25 protein-coding genes and 1 pseudogene are annotated in these 20,647 nt (G+C 70.3%); 13 read left to right on the plus strand and 13 right to left on the minus strand.

Annotated elements, in window-relative coordinates; translation table 11 throughout:
* Positions 1 to 4 precede the first annotated feature (4 nt).
* The 5 genes and pseudogenes from ACZ69M_RS26615 (at position 5) to ACZ69M_RS26635 (ending at position 3,035) form a co-directional block, all read left to right on the plus strand.
* The gene (locus ACZ69M_RS26615; RefSeq protein ID WP_167552148.1) at positions 5 to 175 is read left to right on the plus strand and encodes a hypothetical protein; all 171 of its coding nucleotides are present in this window, start codon (positions 5 to 7) and stop codon (positions 173 to 175) included.
* Entirely contained in the window at positions 175 to 2,061 is a 1,887-nt protein-coding gene (locus tag ACZ69M_RS26620) for an ABC transporter ATP-binding protein (protein ID WP_470053567.1), read from the plus strand. The genes ACZ69M_RS26615 and ACZ69M_RS26620 overlap by 1 nt, the downstream gene beginning before the upstream one ends.
* 25 nt (positions 2,062 to 2,086) lie before the next feature.
* Entirely contained in the window at positions 2,087 to 2,542 is a 456-nt protein-coding gene (locus ACZ69M_RS26625) for a S26 family signal peptidase (RefSeq protein WP_470053569.1), read from the plus strand.
* A gap of 36 nt (positions 2,543 to 2,578) precedes the next feature.
* A pseudogene (locus ACZ69M_RS26630) lies at positions 2,579 to 2,683 on the plus strand (FAD-dependent monooxygenase); the annotation flags it as partial.
* 55 nt (positions 2,684 to 2,738) lie between these two features.
* Positions 2,739 to 3,035 carry a hypothetical protein gene (locus ACZ69M_RS26635; RefSeq protein ID WP_470053571.1) on the plus strand — a complete coding sequence of 99 codons (297 nt, stop codon included), beginning with the start codon at positions 2,739 to 2,741 and terminating at the stop codon, positions 3,033 to 3,035.
* A 24-nt stretch (positions 3,036 to 3,059) separates the two neighbouring features.
* On the opposite strand, the gene ACZ69M_RS26640 is transcribed toward ACZ69M_RS26635, so the two are convergent.
* Positions 3,060 to 3,404, minus strand: coding sequence for a MerR family transcriptional regulator (locus ACZ69M_RS26640; protein WP_054235794.1), 345 nt, complete (start codon positions 3,402 to 3,404; stop codon positions 3,060 to 3,062).
* A 543-nt stretch (positions 3,405 to 3,947) separates the two neighbouring features.
* Here ACZ69M_RS26640 and ACZ69M_RS26645 point away from each other — a divergent pair.
* Entirely contained in the window at positions 3,948 to 4,322 is a 375-nt protein-coding gene (locus ACZ69M_RS26645) for a hypothetical protein (RefSeq protein WP_054235795.1), read from the plus strand.
* Positions 4,323 to 4,447: 125 nt separating this feature from the next.
* On the opposite strand, the gene ACZ69M_RS26650 is transcribed toward ACZ69M_RS26645, so the two are convergent.
* The 5 genes from ACZ69M_RS26650 to ACZ69M_RS26670 all read right to left on the minus strand — a co-directional run bounded on the left by ACZ69M_RS26650 (position 4,448) and on the right by ACZ69M_RS26670 (position 9,157).
* Positions 4,448 to 4,777: an SCO5918 family protein gene (locus ACZ69M_RS26650; RefSeq protein ID WP_470053573.1), complete on the minus strand. Its 330-nt coding sequence runs from the start codon at positions 4,775 to 4,777 to the stop codon at positions 4,448 to 4,450.
* Between the two features lie 65 nt (positions 4,778 to 4,842).
* Positions 4,843 to 5,067 (minus strand): CBS domain-containing protein, encoded by a 225-nt coding sequence (locus tag ACZ69M_RS26655; protein ID WP_470053575.1) that lies wholly within the window; start codon positions 5,065 to 5,067, stop codon positions 4,843 to 4,845.
* Between the two features lie 143 nt (positions 5,068 to 5,210).
* Positions 5,211 to 6,737: a DEAD/DEAH box helicase gene (locus ACZ69M_RS26660; RefSeq protein ID WP_470053577.1), complete on the minus strand. Its 1,527-nt coding sequence runs from the start codon at positions 6,735 to 6,737 to the stop codon at positions 5,211 to 5,213.
* A gap of 459 nt (positions 6,738 to 7,196) precedes the next feature.
* On the minus strand, positions 7,197 to 7,400 hold the full coding sequence (locus ACZ69M_RS26665; RefSeq protein ID WP_470053579.1) for a cold-shock protein: 204 nt from the start codon (positions 7,398 to 7,400) through the stop codon (positions 7,197 to 7,199).
* Between the two features lie 320 nt (positions 7,401 to 7,720).
* Positions 7,721 to 9,157, minus strand: coding sequence for an MFS transporter (locus ACZ69M_RS26670; RefSeq protein ID WP_470053581.1), 1,437 nt, complete (start codon positions 9,155 to 9,157; stop codon positions 7,721 to 7,723).
* A gap of 97 nt (positions 9,158 to 9,254) precedes the next feature.
* On the opposite strand from ACZ69M_RS26670, the gene ACZ69M_RS26675 reads away from it, so the two are divergent.
* Positions 9,255 to 9,875, plus strand: a complete 621-nt coding sequence (locus ACZ69M_RS26675) for a helix-turn-helix domain-containing protein (RefSeq protein ID WP_470053583.1) — start codon at positions 9,255 to 9,257, stop codon at positions 9,873 to 9,875.
* A gap of 46 nt (positions 9,876 to 9,921) precedes the next feature.
* On the opposite strand, the gene ACZ69M_RS26680 is transcribed toward ACZ69M_RS26675, so the two are convergent.
* Positions 9,922 to 10,761 carry an oxidoreductase gene (locus ACZ69M_RS26680; RefSeq protein WP_470053585.1) on the minus strand — a complete coding sequence of 280 codons (840 nt, stop codon included), beginning with the start codon at positions 10,759 to 10,761 and terminating at the stop codon, positions 9,922 to 9,924.
* A 165-nt stretch (positions 10,762 to 10,926) separates the two neighbouring features.
* Here ACZ69M_RS26680 and ACZ69M_RS26685 point away from each other — a divergent pair, with 165 nt between their 5' ends.
* A complete protein-coding gene (locus tag ACZ69M_RS26685) occupies positions 10,927 to 11,538 on the plus strand; it encodes a TetR/AcrR family transcriptional regulator (protein WP_470053586.1) in 612 nt (203 codons plus the stop codon).
* A 175-nt stretch (positions 11,539 to 11,713) separates the two neighbouring features.
* Positions 11,714 to 12,007 (plus strand): Ada metal-binding domain-containing protein, encoded by a 294-nt coding sequence (locus ACZ69M_RS26690; RefSeq protein WP_470053588.1) that lies wholly within the window; start codon positions 11,714 to 11,716, stop codon positions 12,005 to 12,007.
* A 567-nt stretch (positions 12,008 to 12,574) separates the two neighbouring features.
* Here the strand turns inward: ACZ69M_RS26690 and ACZ69M_RS26695 are convergent.
* The 5 genes from ACZ69M_RS26695 to ACZ69M_RS26715 form a co-directional block, all read right to left on the minus strand.
* Entirely contained in the window at positions 12,575 to 13,501 is a 927-nt protein-coding gene (locus tag ACZ69M_RS26695; protein WP_470053590.1) for a GlxA family transcriptional regulator, read from the minus strand.
* On the minus strand, positions 13,498 to 14,049 hold the full coding sequence (locus ACZ69M_RS26700; RefSeq protein ID WP_470053592.1) for a cysteine hydrolase family protein: 552 nt from the start codon (positions 14,047 to 14,049) through the stop codon (positions 13,498 to 13,500). The genes ACZ69M_RS26695 and ACZ69M_RS26700 overlap by 4 nt, the downstream gene beginning before the upstream one ends.
* A gap of 144 nt (positions 14,050 to 14,193) precedes the next feature.
* Positions 14,194 to 14,616: a pyridoxamine 5'-phosphate oxidase family protein gene (locus ACZ69M_RS26705; protein WP_470053594.1), complete on the minus strand. Its 423-nt coding sequence runs from the start codon at positions 14,614 to 14,616 to the stop codon at positions 14,194 to 14,196.
* A gap of 121 nt (positions 14,617 to 14,737) precedes the next feature.
* On the minus strand, positions 14,738 to 15,433 hold the full coding sequence (locus ACZ69M_RS26710; protein WP_470053596.1) for a helix-turn-helix domain-containing protein: 696 nt from the start codon (positions 15,431 to 15,433) through the stop codon (positions 14,738 to 14,740).
* Positions 15,434 to 15,447: 14 nt separating this feature from the next.
* Entirely contained in the window at positions 15,448 to 16,518 is a 1,071-nt protein-coding gene (locus tag ACZ69M_RS26715) for a zinc-dependent alcohol dehydrogenase family protein (RefSeq protein ID WP_470053597.1), read from the minus strand.
* 310 nt (positions 16,519 to 16,828) lie between these two features.
* Between ACZ69M_RS26715 and ACZ69M_RS26720 the strand changes: the two genes are divergently transcribed.
* Positions 16,829 to 17,413, plus strand: coding sequence for an Rv1733c family protein (locus ACZ69M_RS26720; RefSeq protein ID WP_470053599.1), 585 nt, complete (start codon positions 16,829 to 16,831; stop codon positions 17,411 to 17,413).
* Between the two features lie 44 nt (positions 17,414 to 17,457).
* Here ACZ69M_RS26720 and ACZ69M_RS26725 read toward each other — a convergent pair whose 3' ends face one another.
* Positions 17,458 to 18,366, minus strand: a complete 909-nt coding sequence (locus ACZ69M_RS26725) for a universal stress protein (RefSeq protein ID WP_470053601.1) — start codon at positions 18,364 to 18,366, stop codon at positions 17,458 to 17,460.
* Positions 18,367 to 18,565: 199 nt separating this feature from the next.
* Between ACZ69M_RS26725 and ACZ69M_RS26730 the strand changes: the two genes are divergently transcribed.
* From ACZ69M_RS26730 to ACZ69M_RS26740, 3 genes are all read left to right on the plus strand, one after another.
* Positions 18,566 to 19,030, plus strand: coding sequence for a Crp/Fnr family transcriptional regulator (locus tag ACZ69M_RS26730; RefSeq protein ID WP_470053603.1), 465 nt, complete (start codon positions 18,566 to 18,568; stop codon positions 19,028 to 19,030).
* 28 nt (positions 19,031 to 19,058) lie between these two features.
* On the plus strand, positions 19,059 to 19,721 hold the full coding sequence (locus tag ACZ69M_RS26735; protein ID WP_470053605.1) for a CBS domain-containing protein: 663 nt from the start codon (positions 19,059 to 19,061) through the stop codon (positions 19,719 to 19,721).
* Between the two features lie 134 nt (positions 19,722 to 19,855).
* Positions 19,856 to 20,557, plus strand: a complete 702-nt coding sequence (locus ACZ69M_RS26740; RefSeq protein WP_470053607.1) for a response regulator — start codon at positions 19,856 to 19,858, stop codon at positions 20,555 to 20,557.
* The last annotated feature ends 90 nt before the right edge of the window (positions 20,558 to 20,647 follow it).

Here is a 20,647-nt window from a genome sequence, read left to right on the forward strand (position 1 = left end):
AGTCATGAGGCGAATGATCGGCACGATGGGCGACCGGCTGCTGCGGCTCGTACTCGACGAGCAGCGCGCGGGGGCTTGCGTCCCCGAGGTGGGTCAGCTCTGTTACTGCAAGAGCGGACACCAGTACCGCTTCGCCTGTAACGGCGTGTGCACCAAGCGCAGCAACACCTGCTGATGACGCACTCCGACCCACCCGCCGGTTCCCCGGAGGCCGCTTCGCCTCCGGGGAACCGGCTGCGGGCCCGCGCCGCGTGGGCGGCGGTCGCCCTCCAGTTCCGCGCCACACCCGTAGGCGCCTCCCTGCTGTTCGGGGTGACCGTGGGAGTCGGCGTGACGCCGGCCGCCGCCGCCTGGCTCGCCAAGCTGCTCTTCGACGAACTCGGCCGCGGTGCGCACGCCGACGCGCGGCACGCCGTCGCCCTCGGCATCGCCACGGCCGCGCTGGGCGCCCTCTCCGCCGTCCTTCTTCAACTGGCCGCATATCTCGATGAGTTGGTGCGCCGACGCCTCGTCGTCGAAGTCGAACGGACCTTGTTCGCCAAGGTCGACGAGTTCCGGGGACTGCGGCGGTTCGAGGATCCCGCGTTCCACGACCGGCTGCGGCTCGCCCAGCAGGCCTCGGAGGACGCGCCGCACAACGTCACCATGTTCACCCAGGAGGCCGTGCGTTCGGTGGCCGCGCTCAGCGGCTTCACGGGCGCCCTGCTCGCCGTCTGGCCCCCGATGGTGGGCCTTTTGTTCCTGGTCGGCGCCGCCGCACTGCTGGCCCGGCTGTCGCTGGCCCGCCGCCAGGTGGTGGTCTGGGAGCTGACCTCCGCCCGGCTGCGCCGCCATCTCTTCTACCGCTCGCTGCTGACCGACCCCCGCGCCGCCAAGGAGATCCGGCTGTTCGGCCTCGGCGGCTTCCTGCACGGCCGGCTGATCCGCGCGTTGAACGACGCCACCGAGGCCGAACTCGCGGTGGCCCGACGCGGCGCACTCGTGCAGTCGGCTTTCGCCGCGCTCAACGCCCTGGTCGCCGGGCTCGGTACGGTCGTGGTGGTCGCGGGCGCGGCCCACGGCAGATTCACGATCGGTGATGTGACGCTGTTCATCGCCGCCGCCGCGGGAGTGCAGGGGGCGTTCACCGGCATCGTGCTCCAGGCCGGATCGGCCGCGGAGGGCGTGCGGCTCTTCGGCCACTATCTCGACCTGCTCGACACCCCCGACGACCTCCCCCGGGGCGAGGCCCCCGCACCGGCCCTCACCGGACGCATCGAACTGCGCGACGTCTGGTTCCGCTACGACACCTCCGGCCCCTGGGTGCTGCGCGGGGTGAACCTGACCGTCCCGGCGGGCACCGCGATGGGCCTGGTGGGCCGCAACGGCGCCGGCAAGAGCACCCTCATCAAGCTGCTCTGCCGGTTCTACGACCCCGAACGCGGCGCGATCCTCTGGGACGGCACCGACATCCGGACCATGGACGTGGCCGAGCTGCGCCGCCGGATCGGCGTCACGTTCCAGGACTACATGACGTACGACCTCTCGGCGGCCGAGAACATCGGCATCGGCGATCTGCCGTACCGCGAGGACCTGGAGCGCATCCGCGACAGCGCGCGGCTCGCCGGCATCGACGCGACCCTGTGCGGCCTTCCCGACGGGTACGAGACCCAGCTCAGCCGGGTCCACCTCGACGAGGAGGACGGCACCCCCGGGGTCACCCTTTCCGGCGGCCAGTGGCAACGGGTGGCGCTGGCCCGCTCGTTGATGCGCGGCGACGCCGATCTGCTGATCCTGGACGAGCCCAGCTCGGGCCTGGACCCGGAGGCCGAGCACGAGGTGCACCGCACGCTCAGTGGCCACCGCCTGGGACGGACTGCGCTGTTGGTCTCACACCGCCTGGGAGCGCTGCGCGAGGCGGACGCGATCGCGGTGCTGGTGGACGGCCGGATCGCCGAACTCGGCTCCCACGACGAGCTGATGGCCCTGGGCGGCGGGCACTACGCCCGGCTGTTCGGCCTCCAAGCCGCCGGCTACGCCGAGCGCGGCGACCGTGACAGAACCACGGAGGCGGCCACATGAGCCGCCCGGAACGGAAGGCGGCCCCATGACGGGTGCGGGGCGGACGACGGTGGCGTTGGCGGCGGGCGCGGGCATGCTGCTCCTGTCCGTACGCGTACTGCGTTCACGCCTCGCCCTCATCAGGGTCACCGGGTCGAGCATGACCCCGGCCTTCGCGGACGGCGACCGGCTGCTGGTCCGCCGCACCACGCGCGTGCGGCGCGGCGACGCGGTGGTCTTCCGCAACCCCGTCCCGTTCGGCGACGGCGACGACGCACTGGCCTGGCTGGTCAAGCGGGTCTCCGCCCTGCCCGGCGATACCGTGCCGCCCGACGTGCGCGAGATCGTCGGGGCCCCGGACGGCGGTCTGGTGCCGCCCGGTTCCCTGATCGTCCGGGGCGACGCCGCCCGCACCCAGGACTCCCGCCACTTCGGTTACGTCCCCCAGGCGTCCCTGCTGGGCGTGGTACTCACCCGCCCGACTCCCCTCGGCCGCCCCTGAACCCACTGCTCACGGCGGCGTCCGCCCGGCACGACCGGCGGACAGAACCTGAACACGAGCGTCCAGGATGCCCAGAACCTCGGCTGGAAACTCGCCGCAGTGCTCGACGGCGCCCCGGAATCGTTGCTGTCGACCTACGAACTTGTTCACCTGTTCCAGGAGCCCCACTGAATCCTGCTCGGCTACGACGCCGACGATGCCCCGGCACCGGCGCCGCGCCCTGCTCGGCACGGCCGGCCTCGCCTCACTCGCCACCGCCCAACGCGGGCTCCATCAGCTCTCGCGCCAGGACCAGCGCGATCTGTGCGGCCTCCGCCGGCGAGGGGAGACCACCGCGATCGTCGCCCGCTCGAACTTCGCCGAGCTCTCGGTCCAGCGCATCACCCGGTTGGCGGCCAACCTCCGCTGTGACCCCAGCAGCCCAAACGGCCGGAGCGGCCAGCAGTTGCTTGGCCGCCCCGGCGCCGACGAGGCGAATGCCCCATACGGGTGATCCTCCACACGCGGCCGTCCGCGCTCAGCCCGAACTGGAAGTGTCGGACACCTCGTTCGCGGCGCGACGGTACTCGGCGTTGATGCGCTGCGCTTCCTCGAGCTGGTCCTCGAGGATGACGATGCGGCAAGCGGCCTCGACCGGGGTCCCCCTGTCGACGAGCTCGCGGGCACGGGCGGCGATCCGGAGTTGGTACCGGGAGTACCTCCGGTGCCCGCCCTCCGAGCGCAGCGGAGTGATCAGGCGGGCTTCCCCGATGGCCCGGAGGAAGCCGGGAGTCGTCCCGAGCATCTCGGCGGCCCGGCCCATCGTGTACGCGGGGTAGTCGTCGTCGTCCAGGCGACCACTCAGTGGAGTATCTGCTGTCATTTCACCTCTTTGTGCAACGCGTCGAGGGGCCCCGATGCCGTACGGCACCAGGGCCCCGAAGGAAATTGAACACCATCTGTCGGCACCACTGCTCTGCCGACCTCTTGTTTCCGCTACCTGGCCCCTGTGAGGGGGCGGGAATGCGGGGTTCGCGGATGCTTGACCGGGGACCACCTTCCATTCCGGGGTCTTGCGGCACCCGACCTCGTGCATGTCGGCCGGGTGATCCCGATGGCGTCGGCTCCTTCCGTACCTCCGCTGAAATCAACTCACTTGCCAGGTGGCGTGGCGGGCGGTCTCGTCACCGTCCTACGGACAGCTCGGCTTCGAGACTCCTCAGCCACCCCGACCTGCGAACTTCTGCACTACGAGAGAAACACTAACCACGCAACAGCCCAATGTCTACTCTGACAAACATAGATTTTAGGTTGCCCAGGGCATCGGTATTCTCCGCCAAGCGGGCCATATGGGCAGGTGGCAGCAGGGGCTCGGCGGTCGGCCGACTCCAGCGCCCGAATCGCGCACCGAATAGAATCGGCTTTCATGTCGAACCCTGACGAGCTGCTCGTGGACCTCTGCGCCCTGGTGGAGTCCGAGCAGAGCAATCAGATGTCATTGACCGTGGTGGTCGGCGGTGCCGTCATCACCGGGCGGCTGGCTCCCGAAGGCGTATGGAGGGAGCGCGTGTCGGAGGTCCTGAAGGACTCGGACCGTCTGGGTCCCTTCTCCGACGTCTTCTCCGCTGACCGGACAGTGGGCCGGCCCGAACCCGGCGGGGCCCCCACACATCTGCACTTCCACCTCGCCCGGATCCTCCAGGGCAGCGTCGGAATTCCCGAGACGGGCGGAATGTACCGCGTCGCGATCAAGGATGTCAGCGCCTGGACGGTGGGCGACTTCAGCTACTCCGACCAGTGACGCACCGCACCCGGACCGCACCGGTCGGCCGGGAGCCGTCGGCCGGACGGTGACACGCGAGGGGGCCCTGCCGACGCGCGTCGGCAGGGCCCCCTCGCTGTCCCGGTGTCAGCTTCCGCCGGTTCTCACAGTCCCAGCGGCGCGGGGCTGCCGAGCAGCGCCGACGCGGTCTGCAACGGCGTAAGGGCCCGGACAGCGGTCGCGGACTCACGGGTGGGCTCATGGGTGCCGCGGCAGGTGAAGCCGAGGCGCGTCATGGCCCGGGTGACTTCCCCGCTGGTGAAGTCACGGGGGTCCTGCCTGGTGATGACCACGCCCACTTGCTTGGCGGGGTAGTGGCGGCGGCCGATGAGCACGGACTCCCCCGTGATGGGCTCCGGCTTGACGCCCTTCATGGAGGCAAGTACCCCGCTCTTGGTGAGGTCGAAGGGGAACCGGGCGATGACGCAGCGCATGATGCCTCGCAGGGAAGGGAGAAAGGAGAGGGAGGAACGGGGCTGATACCGAACGATGAGCCGGATCAGAGGGAGACGGTGAAGGCGAGGGCACCCGGGCCGCGGCCGTGCGGTCCGCCGACGCCGAGGACGTCCCGTACACGGATCCGGTCCGTGTAGGCGGGGCTGTCACGGACCGCGGCGAGTTGGGCCCGCGTGACCGAGCCGGTGCAGTGTTCGTCCTGGTCGCAAAAGAGCAGGTACTCGACCCGGGCACTGGCCATGAGGAAGAGGGCCACCTCGACGGTCATGTCGTCACCAACCCTCGGTCCGGATGTGTCCAGTGCGTCGCACACGGTCGCGGGAACGGAACCGACCAGGCGTTGCTGCGTCTGAGCCAGCGTCAAAGGGGTCCTCCTGGATGGGTGGGTGGGGGTTTCCGATCACGAAGGTTCTAGGCCGCCGCTGTGCCCGCGGACGACCGCCGCGGCGTACGGCGTGCCGCCTCGCCGGTGGACCGGCCCTCGCCGGTACGGCCGCGCCGGCCCCGGGACGCGGAAGAGGAGCCACGCCGAGGACGTTCCACAACCGGCGCGGTGATGGTGACCGCGATCCCCGAGGGGGCCTGGGCGCCGGTGATGCGACTCAACTCGGCTTCACCCGAGCGCACTTGGGTGGTCTGGGGAGTGATGCCGGCTGCAGTCATCAGTCGGCTCATGTCGCGTCGCTGCTGAGGCGTCACCAGCGTGACGACGCTGCCGGACTCGCCGGCGCGGGCCGTGCGGCCGCCCCGGTGCAGATAGTCCTTGGGGTCGCTGGGCGGGTCCACGTTCACGACCAGGTCGAGGTTGTCGACGTGGATCCCGCGCGCCGCGACATTGGTCGCCACCAGCACCGTCACATGCCCGGTCTTGAACTGGGCCAGGGTCCGTGTGCGCTGCGGCTGGGACTTGCCTCCGTGCAGGGCCGCGGCACGTACGCCGCTGTTCAGCAGGTGCTCGGTCAGCCGGTCCACCGCGTGCTTGGTGTCCAGGAACATGATCACCCGGCCCTCGCGTGCCGCGATCTCGGTGGTCGTCCGCTGCTTGTCCGCGCCGTGCACGTGAAGTACGTGATGCTCCATGGTGGTGACCGCGCCCGCGGACGGGTCGACGGAGTGGACCACCGGGTCGGTCAGGTAGCGGCGGACCAGGAGGTCGACGTTGCGGTCCAAGGTGGCCGAGAACAGCATCCGCTGCCCCTCGGGGCGCACCTGGTCGAGCAGCGCGGTGACCTGGGGCATGAAGCCCATGTCGGCCATCTGGTCGGCCTCGTCGAGGACGGTGATGTCGACCTGGTCCAGACTGCATTCGCCACGGTCGATGAGGTCCTTGAGCCGGCCCGGTGTCGCCACGACGACCTCGGCCCCGCCGCGCAGCGCACTGGCCTGCCTGCCGATCGGCATCCCACCGACCACCGTGGCCAGACGCACTCGCACGGAACGGGCGTACGGAATGAGAGCGTCGGTGACCTGCTGGGCCAGCTCTCGGGTGGGTACGAGGACCAGGGCCAGCGGCAGCCGCGGCTCGGCGCGCCGACCGGCCGTACGGGCCAGCAGGGCGAGACCGAAGGCGAGGGTCTTGCCGGAGCCGGTGCGGCCACGGCCGAGTACGTCACGGCCCGCGACGGAGTTCGGCAGGGTCGCCGCCTGGATCGGGAACGGTACGGTCACGCCTGCGCGGCCGAGCTCGGCCAGCAGCGGCGTCGGCAGGGCGAGATCGGCGAACGCCTCGACGGCGGGCAGCGCGGGGGTGATCGTCGTCGGCAGCGCGAACTCACCTTGAGGCATGGCCTGTTGACGCCCGTAACCCTTCGCACGGTTGGGAGCACCGGAGCGGCTGGAGGACGCGGACCCGAAGCGGCTGCCGCCCCTTTGGGAACCTGAATTTCCGGCGCGGGTTCGGGTGCGGGGGAAACGATCATTTGTACGCGTGCGGTTCATGTGGAACCTTCCTTGATGTGGCGCGTATCAAGGAATTCCCGCAGCGAATGAACAGCGCAGAGAATCGCAAGAACGAGCCGAAAATGTTGCGGAGCCGAATCGGTCGGTCAGATCGGATCGGTCAGATCTGACGGATCAACCGGATCAGTCGGATCAACCGGATCGGCAGGTGATGCTCGCGGAATACGCCGCCGAAGAGACCGGCGCGGCGCGATCTCGACAGTGAGATCGGGCATTCAGTGAGTGAGGCCTTGGCGGATTTACATCCGGAGCGTCGGGGTCGAGCATCCCCAGGGGGAGATTCGGTGGAGCCTTCCCCAGGGGCGGGGCCGCGGCGCCCCTGCATCACGCCGTGGGTGACATCACCACGGCCCTGACGGAGCGGCTGCGCCCCGGAAAGCGGCGAGCTGGAGCCCGCACCCCAAGGTGCGGGCCCCAGCTGCGAAGTACGTGTCAGCGTCAGGCGGGAACGATGTTCTCAGCCGTCGGGCCCTTCTGACCCTGCGCGATGTCGAAGGTCACCTTCTGGCCCTCCGACAGCTCACGGAAGCCCTGGGTGGCGATGTTCGAGTAGTGGGCGAAGACGTCCGCGCCGCCGCCGTCCTGCTCGATGAAGCCGAAGCCCTTTTCCGCGTTGAACCACTTCACGGTACCGGCAGCCATGTCAAATCTCCTTCGGGACGGTGTTCGGAGTCTCGCACTGTGCGCACTCCGCGTCGCCGCGATGATTATCCCGCCGGAAAATTCGCCGGAGCCGAAAAAGAGCGCCACCAGCAGATGAAGCCGGTGAGGGCACTTGCAAGATTTCGGGAACCACAACTGCAACTGAGATCTACAGTAGCACGTTGCGATCGATCGTGTGCGATAAATACCCGGCACGCCTGTCGATACAGCCGATACAGCCGATACAGTCGATGCAGGAAAACTCGCCGCACCTTCCGTCATTTTCTCACTTCACGGGCACAGATATTGGTTCGGTCGGCTCACCGCGATAGCGGGGACGTGGGGCGACTCGTGTCCCTCTTCGGCCGTGCCGCGTGAGCCACGAGGAGCAGGAACAGCCCGCAGGTGGCGACCAGGATCCAGCCCGGGCGGGACGCGCGGGCGAGTCCCGTGGGGTCGGTGCCCGCGACCAGGCCGCCGGCGATGGCTATGCCGAGCGCGGAGCCGAGCTGGCGTGCGGTGGATGTGATCGCTCCGGCCACGCCGGCACGGGCGGAAGGCAGTCCGCTCACCGCGGTGTTGGTGATCGGCGCGTTGGCGAAGCCGAACCCGACGCCGATGAGCAAGTAGGCCGCCAAGAGCAGGAGCACGCTCGTGTGCTGGTCGAGCCCGACCAGGCAGAGTCCGCCCACCGTGATGAAACCGCCGGCCAGGACGAGCGGCAGCCGCGGTCCGGTACGACCGACCAGGCGGCCGGACAGGGGTGCGCAGACGGTCGCTCCGACCGCCATGGGCAAGGTCGCCACCCCGGCGGCCAGTGGTGTCCATCCTCGGGCGTGTTGCAGGTAGAGGGTGTTGAGCAGGAGCGTCACGTTCAGGGCGACGAAGACCGCCACCGCGCCCAGCACGGCACTGCTGAAGACCGGATGCCGGTAGAGCCGTAGATCCATCAGCGGTTCGCTCCTGCGGGATTCGACCGACACGAATCCGACTGCCGCCACGACGGCGATCGCGTACGCGATCAGCGCGGGAACCGACGCCCAACCGATGCGCGGCCCTTCGATCAGGACGCCGACCCAGACGCCGATGACCACGGTCAGCAGGGCCTGCCCCGGGAGGTCGAGCCGCTGTGCTCGCGGCGCCCGGGACTCCGGCACGAACAGCGCGCTGAGCACGAGGGCGGCCACGATGACCGGCGCGTTGATCCAGAACACCGACCGCCAGCCGAAACCCGCGATGAGGGCGCCGCCCGTGACAGGGCCGGCGGCCATGCTGAGTCCGAAGACCGACGCCCAGACGCCGATCGCCTGTGCCCGCTCCCTCGGGTCGGGCATCGCGTTGACCACGATCGCGAGAGCCACGGGGCTGAGCATCGAGGCGCCGATTCCCTGGACGGCGCGGGCCGCGATCAGCACGCCCACCGAAGGGGCGATCGCGCAGACCAGCGAGGCCGCACCGAACACGACCAGGCCGACCTGGAACACCCGTCGGCGTCCGAACCGGTCCGCCAGCGCACCGGAGGAGATCAGGAGACTGGCCAGGACGAGCGTGTACGCGTCCACGGTCCATTCGAGGCTGCGGGTCCCGATGCCCAGGCCGTGCCCGATCGCCGGCAGTGCGACATTGACGATGGTGGTGTCCAGGCCCACCAGGAACATGCTCAGACAGCAGACGGCCAGCACCGTCCAGCGCCTGCGTGCGCTCAGAACGGGCTGAATGGGGTCAAGTGGCTTAATGGGATGGGTGGTCGCGGTCACCTGGTACCTCTCACGTCCGGAAGGGGCTGCCCGGCAAGGCTCAGGCCGGACCGCACCCGCCGCCCATCGAATTTGCGAAGGCTGCAAACTGGACCCCATGGACGCGGAGCTGGAACAGATCATCGACGGCATAGGCCCCCGGCTACGCACACTGCGCCGGGACCGCGGGCTCACGCTGGAGGCGCTCTCGGCGACGACCGGAATGTCGGTGAGCACGCTGTCGCGTCTCGAGTCGGGCAAGCGGCGCCCGACTCTGGACTTGCTCATCCCGCTCGCGCGTACGCACCGCGTCGCACTCGACCAACTGGTGGCCGCGCCGGCCACCGGTGATCCTCGGGTGCATCTCAAGCCCTTGCGCAAGGGTCACGGCAGCGTCCTTGTGCCTCTGACGCAGTACCCGGGTCGGGTGCAGGTGTTCAAGCAGGTACTGGCTCCCCGCGAGCCGGTGTTGGTGACCCATGACGGCTACGAGTGGCTCTACGTCCTCGCGGGCGAACTGCGCCTCATCCTCGGAGAGCGGGACTGCACACTCCGCCCGGGCGAAGTGGCCGAGTTCGACACCAGAGAACCGCACTGGTTCGGTCCGGCGAACGCCAGCGCCGTCGAGATCCTGCACCTGTTCGGACCGCGAGGCGATCAAGCCGTGGTCCGCACGCAGCCCTCCGCATCCGATTCCGGCCGGGCGACCGCCGCCACCCCGCCGTCGACGACGTCATGAGTCACAACTCCCGTCCCGTTGGGCGTACTTCGATCCGTCGTCGCCGTCATTCGCCCGCGGGGAAGTCCGCCGAGCGGCTGATGTCGGCCCACCGCTCGGCTTCGGCGGCACGGGTACGGGAGGCGTCGGCCGCCATCTCGACGGCTCTGGCGCCGAGCAGCAGGCGCAGCGGCGGTTCGTCGAGCCCGACGAGGTCGGTGATGATCTTGGCTGCCCGGACCGGGTCTCCGGGCCAGGTGGCGGCGGTCTGCTCGCGGTAGCGGTTCATCGCGCCAACGGTCTCTTCGTAGGCGGGGCTTACGGGCAGAGCGGTCATGGACGAGCCGCCCCAGTCGGTGCGGAAACCACCGGGCTCGATGATGGTGACCTTGATACCGAGGGGCCCGACCTCGGCGTTGAGGACTTCGGAGAAGCCTTCGACCGCGAACTTCGCGGTCTGATAGGCGCTCAGGCCCGGTGATCCGCCCACGCGTCCGCCGATGGAGGAGAACTGGAGGAAGTGGCCGGAACCCTGGCGGCGGAGTACGGGCAGGGCAGCCTTGGTGACGTTGACGACGCCGAACAGGTTCGTCTCGATCTGGGCCCGGAAGTCCTCGTCCGGCATGTCCTCGATGGCGGCGCTGTCGGCGTACCCGGCGTTGTTCACGACGACGTCCAGTCTGCCGAAGGCGTCCAGGGCCCGTTGTACGGCGGCGCGGGCGGCTGCCGGGTCGGTGACGTCGAGGGCGACGGCGCGGACCTGGTCGCCGTAGCGCTCGACGAGGTCCTTGAGCTGTTCGGGGCGGCGGGCGGTGGCCACGACGCGGTGGCCGTTGTCGAGGACGTGGCGGGCGAGTGCCCTGCCGAAGCCGCGGGAGCTGCCGGTGATGAGCCAGGTCTTGGTCATGAGGTGTCTTCGCTTCCGGGATGGCGCTGGCTGGAGAAGTGGGTGGTGCGCGGGGGCAGCGCTGGGAACCGCAGGGCCGAGCCCTGCTAACTAAACAGTCATTTATATAGTGCGGCCGGTCGTGAGGTGTGTCAAATAAACAGTTAGTTGCACTACTCTGGGGTCATGCCCCAGCACCAACCCCCGGCCCGCCCCCGGGACTCCGAGGCCTCCAAGGCCCGCCTGCTCAAAGCCGCGACGGACGAGTTCGCGGCCCGCGGCATCGCCGGTGCCCGAGTGGATCGCATAGGCGCCGCGGCAGCGGTGAACAAGGCCCTCATCTACACGTACTTCGGCAACAAGGAGCAGTTGTTCGACGCCGTCATGGACGCGCATGTCGCCCGCGTCCTCGACGAGGTCCCCTTCACGCCCGAGGACCTGCCGGGCTACGCGGGCCGCCTGTTCGACTTCCTCCTCGCCAACCCGCACCAGCTCCGGCTGGCCACCTGGCACCGCCTCGAACGCTCGGGCACCGACCACGAGCCGCAAGGGCTGGGAACCTCCATGCGGCAGAAGACCGCCGCGATCACCCAGGCGCAGACCGACGGCCTGCTGACCGCGGCCTTCACCCCCGAAGACCTGCTCGTCTTCACCCTCGCCCTCGCCAACGCATGGATGCCCACCAGCCCCATGGCCACCAACGACCAGGCGGCCGAGCAGACCCGACAGCACCGCGACGCGGTCGTCGAGGCCGTCCGACGCCTCGTCGCGGGAACCCCGACAACCCAGGCCTTTTAGGAAACGCGGAGGCCGAGGGCCCCACCCCTGTCGTGGACGGCGGTCGCCGTCGGCGCCAGGGCACCGCCCTCTTCACAACATGACGTCCGAATCCCGCCGGGCAAGGCGATCCACAAGCCGCAAGGTTGGAGGTGCAACACCACTGGTGACCTTGGACAGGAAGGGATCGAGATCGATGACGCCCGCCGCCGCGGACCGCACGTACACATTGCTCGGCCCGGACGGGCAGCCCTGCCGGAGCGGCACGCCGGGCACACTCGGCGGACACCGGCGCGGGCGCCTCTACGGGCGCCTCGACTGCCCTTGCGCCCTGCGAGCCATCGCCCGCGGCCACTACGCCGAGCAGCGCGTGTTCTTTCCGGACGAGGCCACCGCGATCGCGGCCGGATACCGGCCCTGCGCGGTCTGCCTGCCCGACGAGTACGCCCGCTGGAAAACGACCCAGGAAAGCAGCAGCGCCTCGTCATGAGCATCCGCGCCGAGCGGGAGCGGTCCCGCTCACCCCTGATCGACGCCGCCGAGCTGGCCGGGTCCGGCGACCTGTCCGCGACCACGCCGCACACGGAGGCCGAACTCGCCACCCTCATCGGCCTGTTGACCGATGCGAAGTCACGGATCGACACCGTGACCATCGGCCACAGCCGCGATACGGATTCCCTGGCGGCTGCCGAAGCCTTCGCAGCCGCGTGGGAGGCGCGTGGCGGAAGGGTCCTCGCGTCGGTGGACTGGCCGGAGACCGCCGCATCCTGGCTGCGCCCCGCCAGCAGGCTGACTGCCGAGGCACCCGACGCCTGGGTCATGGCCGCGGCCCCGCTCGGCTTCGCGCAACTCGCCCGCCGTCTGCGCCACTCCACCGACTGGGACCCGGCGCGCACCTTCGCCTTCGCCTCTCTGCGGGACTCCCGCCTCCCCGCGCTCACCGGCCCTGACACCCTGCACGGCCTGCGCGGGGCGACCACCGACGGCGCTACCTGGCACGTCCGCCACGGCTGGGTCATCTCCTGGGTCATGCGAGGCGGTGCCGAGCCGGAACAGCTCACCTCGCCGCCTCGGAAGGCGCCCGGGAACGCAGCCGGCGGAGCATCCGAACGTCCTGGAAGCCCACCTCGCGGGCCGCGGCCTCCACCGTCGTGCCGTGGCCGATCAGGTGCTCCGCGCGTTCCACTCTCAGGGTCTGCTGGTAGCGCAGCGGCGTCAGGCCGCCTGTGGCGCGGTGAAACATACGGGTCAGCGTGCGTTCGCTGACGCCGACGCTGGCGGCCACGTAGGCGAGCGGCAGTGGTTCGGCGAATCGCGCGTCGATGAGGTCCTGAGCGCGATGGACGGCGTCGTCGAGGTGGGACCGGTGCCGGAGCATGGCGCTGGCCTGCGGCTCGTGGCCGTTGCGGCGGGCGTAGACGACCATGTCCCGCGCCACCTGGGCGGCGAGTGCGGGACCGTGGCGGACGGCCAGCAGGTGCAGCGCGAGGTCGATGCCGCTGGCGATGCCGGCCGACGTCACCACCCGGTCGTCGGTGGTGAACAGCACATCCCGCACCACGATCGCCCGGGGGTGGCGGGCGGCCAGCTCGTCCTGGAGGTGGTGGTGCGTGGTGCACCTGCGCCCGTCCAGCAGCCCAGCGCGGCCAAGGGCCTCGGCCCCGGCACACACGCTGGCGACAGCGCCCCCGGCGGTGTGGTGGGCGCGCAGCCGCTCCAGCACGGACGGGCCCAGCTCGGGGCCGCCGCGCAGTGTGGACGCCCTCCACCCCGGCACCACCACCAGGTCGTCGGCGCTCAGCTCCGGCCACTGGGTGTGGGCGGCCAGCGGCAGGCCCTGGGCGCTGCACACCTGTTCCTGGTCGGCGACGTAGCTCAGCCGGTAGGGCTGTCCGAAGTCCCCCGCCATGCTGAAGACCTGGGCCGGTCCGGCGAGGTCGAGCAGGTGGACGCCGGGTACGAGGACGAAGACGACATGGCTCACGCCTGGGATGCTCCCAGCTCCGCCTCCCGTTCGGCCACCGTGGAGATCCGGGCGAACCGGTCGCGCAGGACGGCCTCCGTGCGCTCGATGATCGCGTCGGCGCTCAGGTCACCGATCGGATTGGTGGTCGTGGCGTCGGTGACGAAGACCATCCGGTATCCGAGGTCGCTTCCCACCCGGGTGGTGGTTTCCACGCACTGCTCGGTACGGATGCCGCAGACCGTCAGCTCGCGCACGCCCGCTTCGGTGAGCAGTTGTTGCAGATGGGTGGTGGTGAAGGCGTTGTGGGAGGTCTTGTGCAGGACCGGCTCACCGGGCTGCGGCTGCTCCAGTTCGTCCAGCAGGCGGACGTGCCCCTCGGCCGGGTCGAAGACGCCGCCGCTGCCGGGCTCCGTGTGGAGGACCCACACGACCAGGTCGCCGTTGGCGCGGGCGAGTCGCACCAGCCGGTTGACCGGTTCCGCGATCTTCGGATTGGCGATCTGCTCCCACAGCGCGCGGGCTCGGAAGGATTCCTGGACATCGATCACGATCAGCGCTCGGTTCATGCCTCCCATTCTGACCTGGCCGGATATCGGATCCGCAGGCCTGATCCAGGCCGGTACCGGAACGATCCGGTCAGTGGCGTGAGGGCTCGACGCGAGGGCTCGGTGCGAGAGCTCGCGGTGCCGGAACACACCTCGGCCGACCTCTCAGTACGCGGCGAGCCCTGCGACGAGTTGACGGCCGGTCACCAACTCGGGCTCGATGCGGATGAAGACCTCCTCGGGTGAGGCCACCCATGAGCGCGGGCCGGTCAGGGCCAGCCGTCCGTGCTCCACGGGATCGGTCACCACCGCCGCACGGCCGGTGACCACGACACTCCAGCCGGAGTGCGCCGCCGCATCCACCTCGTCCGCTTCGAAGGCGATCACCACGCCGTCGACCGCGGCGGCCAGTTCCGAGTCGGCGGAAGTACGCATCAGTACCGCGGAGTCGACGTCCAGGCAGAAGTTGACCGGCAGCACCGCGGGCAGGGCGTGGCGCGTGTGCACGACCCGGCCGATCGGTGCCCGCTCCAGCAGACGCAGGCATTCCTCGCGGTCGAGTTCACGGAAGCCGTCGTTGGCGTTCATCGCCGGGTCCCACCTTCACGGGGTACAGCGGTACGCGTTTCAGCGTGTGAGGCGGCGGGCGCCGGGAAGAGGGCCCACCGGCACGGGACGACCGAAGAGCGACGCCCCTCGATGCCGACGGTCAGGGCACCTCGATCCGGCGCCCGGTGATGTCGACCGGATCGACGCACACCCACAGGGACCGCTCGCCGCCCGCCCACGGATCGCTGTACGCGCGTTCCTCCAGCCGGCGCGCCGCGTCCGCGTCCGTCACGGCCCTCGCGCGGCCCCGCACGAGAACGCTCCAGCCCTGGCTGAGCGCTTCGTCGACGCGGTCCACCTCGAAGGCCACGTCGGTTCCCACGGCCTTGGCGGAAGTCGTGCCCGGTGCCGTCCGGAAGGCGATCGCACCGTCGACGACGCTGTAGTTCAGGGGGACGATCTGCGGCCCTTCGGCGGTCTCTGTCGCCAGTCTTCCCACGCCGTGTGTCGACAGCCGCAGCCAGCACTCCTCCGCGCTCAATTCGATCAGCCGCGCGTGGTGGGCGGCTCGGCCGGTCCCGGGTGGCAGGTCCGCCTCGCCACCTCGCAGGGCCGCGACGCTCGTCTCGAGGACGTCGGCGAGCCTGATGAGAACGCCTGGGCCCGGAGTGGCGGTGGACTGTTCCTCCAGGTAGCGGACGTAGCCGGGCGCCGTGCCCGCCCTGTAGGCGGTCTCCTCCCGGGTCAGCCCCAGTTCCTCACGCCGTCGGGCGATACGGCGACCGATGTCGCCCCGCGCGCTGTCCGCGCTGTCCGCGGTGGCCGACACGGCGTTCGGCGATGTCTGTTCACTCATGGCGCTTCCTCCTGTCAGGGCGTCCTGACCGTCAGGGCGTCGTGCTGCGGTGCGCCGAGGACGACCTTGAGCGCGCCTGTGTCGGCGGCCCGAGAGAAGACGTCGTACGCCTTCTCCATCGCGTCCAACGGGAAGGTGTGCGTGACCAGGGACGACGTGGGCAGTTGCCGGGCGGCCGTCATGCGCAGCAGGGTGGGCGTGGAGTACGTGTCGACCAGGCCGGTGGTGATCGTCACGTTCTTGCTCCACAGGTCTTCGAGGTGGAGTGTCACGGGCTTGCCGTGCACGCCGACGTTGGCCACGTGCCCGCCGGGCCGCACCATGCGCGTACACGCCTCGAAGCTCGCGGGCACCCCCACCGCCTCGATGACCACATCGGCCCCCAGGCCCTCGGTGAGGTCGGCGACCAACTGCTCCGCCTCCTCCCCCGCCGCGGCCACCGCGTCGGCGCCGAGGCTCTTGGCGGCGTCCAGCCGGGCCGGGGCCAGGTCCACGGCGATGATCTTCCCGGGGGTGTACAGCCGGGCCGTGGCGATCGCGGCGAGCCCGATCGGCCCCGCTCCGACCACGACGAGGGTGTCCGCGGGCCGTACCCGCCCGTTCAGCACGCCCACCTCGTAGGCGGTGGGGAAGATGTCGGCCAGCAGCACGGCGTCCTTGCTGTCCACCCCGCCCGGCAGCAGATGGGTCGACAGGTCCGCATGCGGTACGCGGACGTACTCGGCCTGCGTGCCGTCGATCAGGTGGCCGAGGATCCATCCCCCGCCACCGCGGCACTGCCCGTACACGCCTTCCCGGCAGTAGCGGCAGCGGCCGCACGCCGTGATGCACGAGACCAGGACACGATCACCTGGGCGGACCGTACGGACATCGCCGCCCGCGTCGACGATCTCCCCGACGGCTTCGTGTCCGAGTACCGTGCCGGGGCGCACCTCCGGTACGTCACCCTTGAGGATGTGCAGGTCGGTCCCGCAGATCGTGACGGCGTCGACGCGGACGATCGCGTCGGTGGCATCCTGGATTCCGGGGTCCGTGACCTTCTCCCACGCGGACTCTCCGGAACCGTGGAACACGAGTGCTTTCATGACGATCCCTTCCTGGCTCTTGCGGATGCCGGTCGCGGGGCACTACGGCGAGCGGGCGCCCCTTGCGGCGCCACCAGCGTTTGCCGTCGAAGTCGTCGACTCCGACGATGGTGGTACGCCGCTCGACGGCCTTGTTCGCGCATGGATCGACCTCGTATGTCCAGCCTGAGCGTGACCGTCGTTGTCCGCTTGGGCCGGTCGGTCCCCATCTCGGGACCGGACGGGACCGCGACGGCGCCCGGTCGGCCTCTGCCGCCGCGCATTCCCCGACGCGACCGTCCGGTCCATGACGACGAGGAGGTGCGGTCGGATGCGCAGGACCGAGCGTATGAGGCAGCTGCTGTGGCGCTGGCGGAACAACCCCCTGCGCCGGCACGACGACGTCGTCGAGGCCTGGATCGTGCTGGCCGTGTGGCTGGTCATCGCGATCGGCGGCACCCTGACCGGGCTGCTGACCGCTCATGCCGCCGACGCGTCGTTCGCGCGGCTTCGGCACGAGCGGCACGCGGTGCAGGCCGTCCTCGTCTCGAGCACGGCCCGGGCGGTGGGGATCGGGGTGGACACGCCCTACGACCGTGTCCGGGCGACGGTCCGCTGGACGGCGGCGGACGGCTCGACCCATACCGGCAGGGCCCTGGTGGACTACGGCCACCGGGTCGGATCGAAGGTCGTCGTCTGGCTGAACAGCAAGGAGCAGCTCACCACCCAGCCACCGACCGCCTCGGCGGCCGACGCCGAGGCAGTCTCGCTCGGCGCCGCGGCCGGGGTCGCCTTCGGCGGCCTGGCCTTCGCCGCCGGGCGCGTCGCACGGTGGCGGCTCGACCAGCGGCGCTACGACCAGTGGGGTCGTGAGTGGGACCAGGCCGGACCGCAGTGGCGACGCAAGACCACGTGAGACACAGCTCGCCTGGTCGTCTCTCACTCGTCCTCCGGGGCTGATCAGGCGTGCGGGACCACGGCGACGGGGCAGGGAACGTGGTGCAGTACGGCGTGCGCGACGGGGCCGAGGTGCGTGCCGAGCCGGGTCTCGCGCACCCGGCGTCCCACCACGAGGAGGGCCGCGCCGGCCGAGGCGTGGATCAGCTCGTCGGCCGCGCGCCCCTCGGTGACGGTCTCGGTCACGGCGACCGCGGGGAACTTCTCGCGCCAGGGGCGAAGCGTCACGACCACGGCACGCTCGTGCTCGGCGCGCAGCCCGGGGTCGTTCTCGGGGGCGAGGCTGTCGATCGCCGCGTAGGGGGACGGACCGCTGAAGACATGGACCACGCGGAGCGGGGCGGCACGGCGTCGGGCGGCGTCGAAGGCGAACTCGATCAGTTCGTCGCAGGGCGGGTCCGTGTCGAGGCCGAGCACGACATCGCGGTACGGGGTCTCGGGTATCTCGTCGGGGGAGATCCCGTCCACCGCCGAGAAGTGCTCGTCGGCGGTGCACTCCCCCGCCCGCACCAGCACCACGGGACGCGGTGACCTCGCGACCACCCGCTGGGACACCGACCCGGTCAGGAAGCCCGCGACGCCGCTGATCCCGTGGGAGCCGAGGACCAGCAGATCTGCCCCTGCGGCCGCCGCGAGCAGGGCTTCGACCGGTGCGTCGGCGACCGAGTGCGTGATGATCTGCAGGCCGCTGTGCGCGGCGCGCATGCTGTCCGACGCCTGTGCCAGCATGTCCTCGGCCCAGGACCGCTGCGACACGTCCGCGGGCACGGTCGGGGCCGGCCGCGGCTGCCACTCCCAGGCGTGCACCAGGCGCAGAGCCGTGCCTCGGCGCAGGGCTTCTCTGGCCGCCCAGCGCGCGGCGGCCAGGCCTTCGGGAGAACCGTCGATCCCCGCGGCGACGTGTCGAAGCATGGTCCGCACCTCCCTGCGCGCATGCCGGTGGATTCCCCTTCTCCCCTCAAGTCTCGTACCGGGCCGCCCCGGGCGCAGGGGCCGGGCAGGCCCTGCCGAGGGGCCCTTCGGCCCATGGTGGAAGCGGGGTCCCGAGAAGGAGATTGGAAGTGGCCTGGTCGCGCTCCTGGAAGAGGAGCTCTAGGAAGAGGAAACGATCATGAACGCTTCCACCGCTTCCAGCACGCTGCGGGCGTTGCCCGCCGAGCACGGTGAACGACTGATGCACACCGCCCGGGAGGTGTCGTTCCCGCTGGGAACCCGCCTGTTCGAGGAGGGACGGCGTGCGGACCGGTTCTGGATCGTCCGTACCGGCACGGTGGCCCTCGACATGCGTGTGCCGGGCCGCCGCGCGGTCGTGATCGAGACCGTCGGGCACAACGAACTCGTCGGCTGGTCCTGGCTGTTCGGACCGCACACCTGGCATCTGGGCGCCGAGGCGACCAGCCCGGTGCGCGCGTACGAGTTCGACGCCGAAGTCGTACGCGCCATGTGCCTGGCCGATCCGGCGCTGGGCATGGCCGTGAGCCAGTGGGTGGGAGACACGGTCGCCCGCCGGCTGCGATCGGCCAGGACCCGGCTGTTGGACATGTACGCGCCCTACGGCAGCGGAAGTCTTCGCTGACCGCGTCGCCATCCAGCGAGGAGTCACCGTGCACGGCAGCCCGCACATCGTCAGCGACGTGATGACCCACACCGTCGCCGCCGTCGGCCGCAAGGCGAACTTCAAGGAGATCGTGCGGTTGATGGAGCAGTGGAAGGTCAGTGCCCTGCCCGTCCTGGAGGGCGAGGGCCGGGTGATCGGCGTGGTCTCCGAGGCCGATCTGCTCCCCAAGGAGGAGTTCCGCGACAGCGATCCGGACCGGTACACGCAGTTGCGGCGGCTCTCCGATCTCGCCAAGGCCGGCGCCGTGACCGCCGAGGACCTGATGACGGCCCCGGCATTCACCGTCCGGGCGAACGCGACTCTCGCGCAGGCCGCACGGACGATGGCGCACGCCAAGGTCAAGCGGTTGCCCGTCGTCGACGACAGGGGCCTGCTCGAAGGAGTCGTCAGCCGCGGCGACCTTCTGAAGGTGTTCCTGCGGGACGACGAGGACATCGCCGAGGAGATACGCCGCGAGGTGGTGTCGTATCTGTTCCGTGCGCCGTCGTCACCGGTGCGGGTACAGGTGCACGACGGGGTCGTCACTCTCGCCGGGCGTGTCCGGGACACCTCGTTGGTGCCCGTGGCCGCGCGCCTGGTGCGAGCCGTCGAAGGGGTGGTGGACGTGGAGTTCGAGCTCACGGGGCCGGCCCTCGGACCTGAGCGGTGACCCGGGGCCGATGCGACGGCCGCGGTCAAGTTGGGCCGGTCGGCCCTAGTGGCTTCGGCCCCGGAGGGTGATGATCGTCGTCACAGCGGGCTCGTGGTCCACAGTCCGGTACTGAAACCGAACAAGGGGTCGTCATGGCCGAGGCGCGCACCTTCACGGAACAGAACCCCATCCGGGTCTTCCTGCTGGACGACCACGAGGTGGTGCGCCGCGGTCTGACCGATCTCCTGGACGCCGAGCCGGACATCTCGGTGGTCGGAGACGCGGGCAGCGTCGAGCAGGCGCTGGTGCGCGGCCCGGCGCTGCGACCGCACGTGGCCGTCCTGGACGTACGCCTGCCGGACGGCGACGGGATCAGCGTCTGCCGGGAGCTGCGCAGCCAGATGCCGGAGCTGGCCTGTCTGATGCTGACGTCGTTCGACGACGAGGAGGCCCTGCTCGACGCGATCATGGCAGGTGCCGCGGGCTATGTGCTCAAGCAGATCAAGGGCTCGGATCTGGTCTCGGCGGTACGCACCGTGGCCTCCGGCCAGTCGATGCTGGACCCCATGACGACCGCCCGGCTGATGCGGTCGTTGCGCGCGGACCCCACCGAGGCCCCGGCACTCGCTCCCGAACTCGCCGGCCTCTCGCCCCGCGAGCGCGACATCCTCGCGCTGATCGGGGACGGGCTCACCAACCGTGAGATCGGCAAGAAGCTGTACCTGTCCGAGAAGACGGTGAAGAACCACATCTCCAGGCTGCTGGCCAAACTCGGCGTCCAGCGCAGGGTGCAGGCGGCGGTCCTGGCCAGCCAGCTGGAGCACCCTGGCACCGCCGACCACCAGAGCCGCTGACCCCAGGGAACACCTGTTCAGCGCCGCGGGGACCGACGCGGCCGGCCCCCAGCACCCGCACCCGCAGAACACCGGCCGCACAGGTCGCAC

The organism is Streptomyces sp. NPDC107454 (genome assembly GCF_055582885.1).

Bases quoted from the DNA above. Each gene is read 5' to 3' on its own strand.
- ACZ69M_RS26615 (WP_167552148.1), top strand. From the start codon at position 5: ATGAGGCGAATGATCGGCACGATGGGCGACCGGCTGCTGCGGCTCGTA.
- ACZ69M_RS26620 (WP_470053567.1), top strand. From the start codon at position 175: ATGACGCACTCCGACCCACCCGCCGGTTCCCCGGAGGCCGCTTCGCCT.
- ACZ69M_RS26625 (WP_470053569.1), top strand. From the start codon at position 2,087: ATGACGGGTGCGGGGCGGACGACGGTGGCGTTGGCGGCGGGCGCGGGC.
- ACZ69M_RS26635 (WP_470053571.1), top strand. From the start codon at position 2,739: ATGCCCCGGCACCGGCGCCGCGCCCTGCTCGGCACGGCCGGCCTCGCC.
- ACZ69M_RS26640 (WP_054235794.1), bottom strand. From the start codon at position 3,404: ATGACAGCAGATACTCCACTGAGTGGTCGCCTGGACGACGACGACTAC.
- ACZ69M_RS26645 (WP_054235795.1), top strand. From the start codon at position 3,948: ATGTCGAACCCTGACGAGCTGCTCGTGGACCTCTGCGCCCTGGTGGAG.
- ACZ69M_RS26650 (WP_470053573.1), bottom strand. From the start codon at position 4,777: ATGCGCTGCGTCATCGCCCGGTTCCCCTTCGACCTCACCAAGAGCGGG.
- ACZ69M_RS26655 (WP_470053575.1), bottom strand. From the start codon at position 5,067: ATGACCGTCGAGGTGGCCCTCTTCCTCATGGCCAGTGCCCGGGTCGAG.
- ACZ69M_RS26660 (WP_470053577.1), bottom strand. From the start codon at position 6,737: ATGAACCGCACGCGTACAAATGATCGTTTCCCCCGCACCCGAACCCGC.
- ACZ69M_RS26665 (WP_470053579.1), bottom strand. From the start codon at position 7,400: ATGGCTGCCGGTACCGTGAAGTGGTTCAACGCGGAAAAGGGCTTCGGC.
- ACZ69M_RS26675 (WP_470053583.1), top strand. From the start codon at position 9,255: ATGGACGCGGAGCTGGAACAGATCATCGACGGCATAGGCCCCCGGCTA.
- ACZ69M_RS26680 (WP_470053585.1), bottom strand. From the start codon at position 10,761: ATGACCAAGACCTGGCTCATCACCGGCAGCTCCCGCGGCTTCGGCAGG.
- ACZ69M_RS26685 (WP_470053586.1), top strand. From the start codon at position 10,927: ATGCCCCAGCACCAACCCCCGGCCCGCCCCCGGGACTCCGAGGCCTCC.
- ACZ69M_RS26690 (WP_470053588.1), top strand. From the start codon at position 11,714: ATGACGCCCGCCGCCGCGGACCGCACGTACACATTGCTCGGCCCGGAC.
- ACZ69M_RS26700 (WP_470053592.1), bottom strand. From the start codon at position 14,049: ATGAACCGAGCGCTGATCGTGATCGATGTCCAGGAATCCTTCCGAGCC.
- ACZ69M_RS26705 (WP_470053594.1), bottom strand. From the start codon at position 14,616: ATGAACGCCAACGACGGCTTCCGTGAACTCGACCGCGAGGAATGCCTG.
- ACZ69M_RS26710 (WP_470053596.1), bottom strand. From the start codon at position 15,433: ATGAGTGAACAGACATCGCCGAACGCCGTGTCGGCCACCGCGGACAGC.
- ACZ69M_RS26715 (WP_470053597.1), bottom strand. From the start codon at position 16,518: ATGAAAGCACTCGTGTTCCACGGTTCCGGAGAGTCCGCGTGGGAGAAG.
- ACZ69M_RS26720 (WP_470053599.1), top strand. From the start codon at position 16,829: ATGCGCAGGACCGAGCGTATGAGGCAGCTGCTGTGGCGCTGGCGGAAC.
- ACZ69M_RS26725 (WP_470053601.1), bottom strand. From the start codon at position 18,366: ATGCTTCGACACGTCGCCGCGGGGATCGACGGTTCTCCCGAAGGCCTG.
- ACZ69M_RS26730 (WP_470053603.1), top strand. From the start codon at position 18,566: ATGAACGCTTCCACCGCTTCCAGCACGCTGCGGGCGTTGCCCGCCGAG.
- ACZ69M_RS26740 (WP_470053607.1), top strand. From the start codon at position 19,856: ATGGCCGAGGCGCGCACCTTCACGGAACAGAACCCCATCCGGGTCTTC.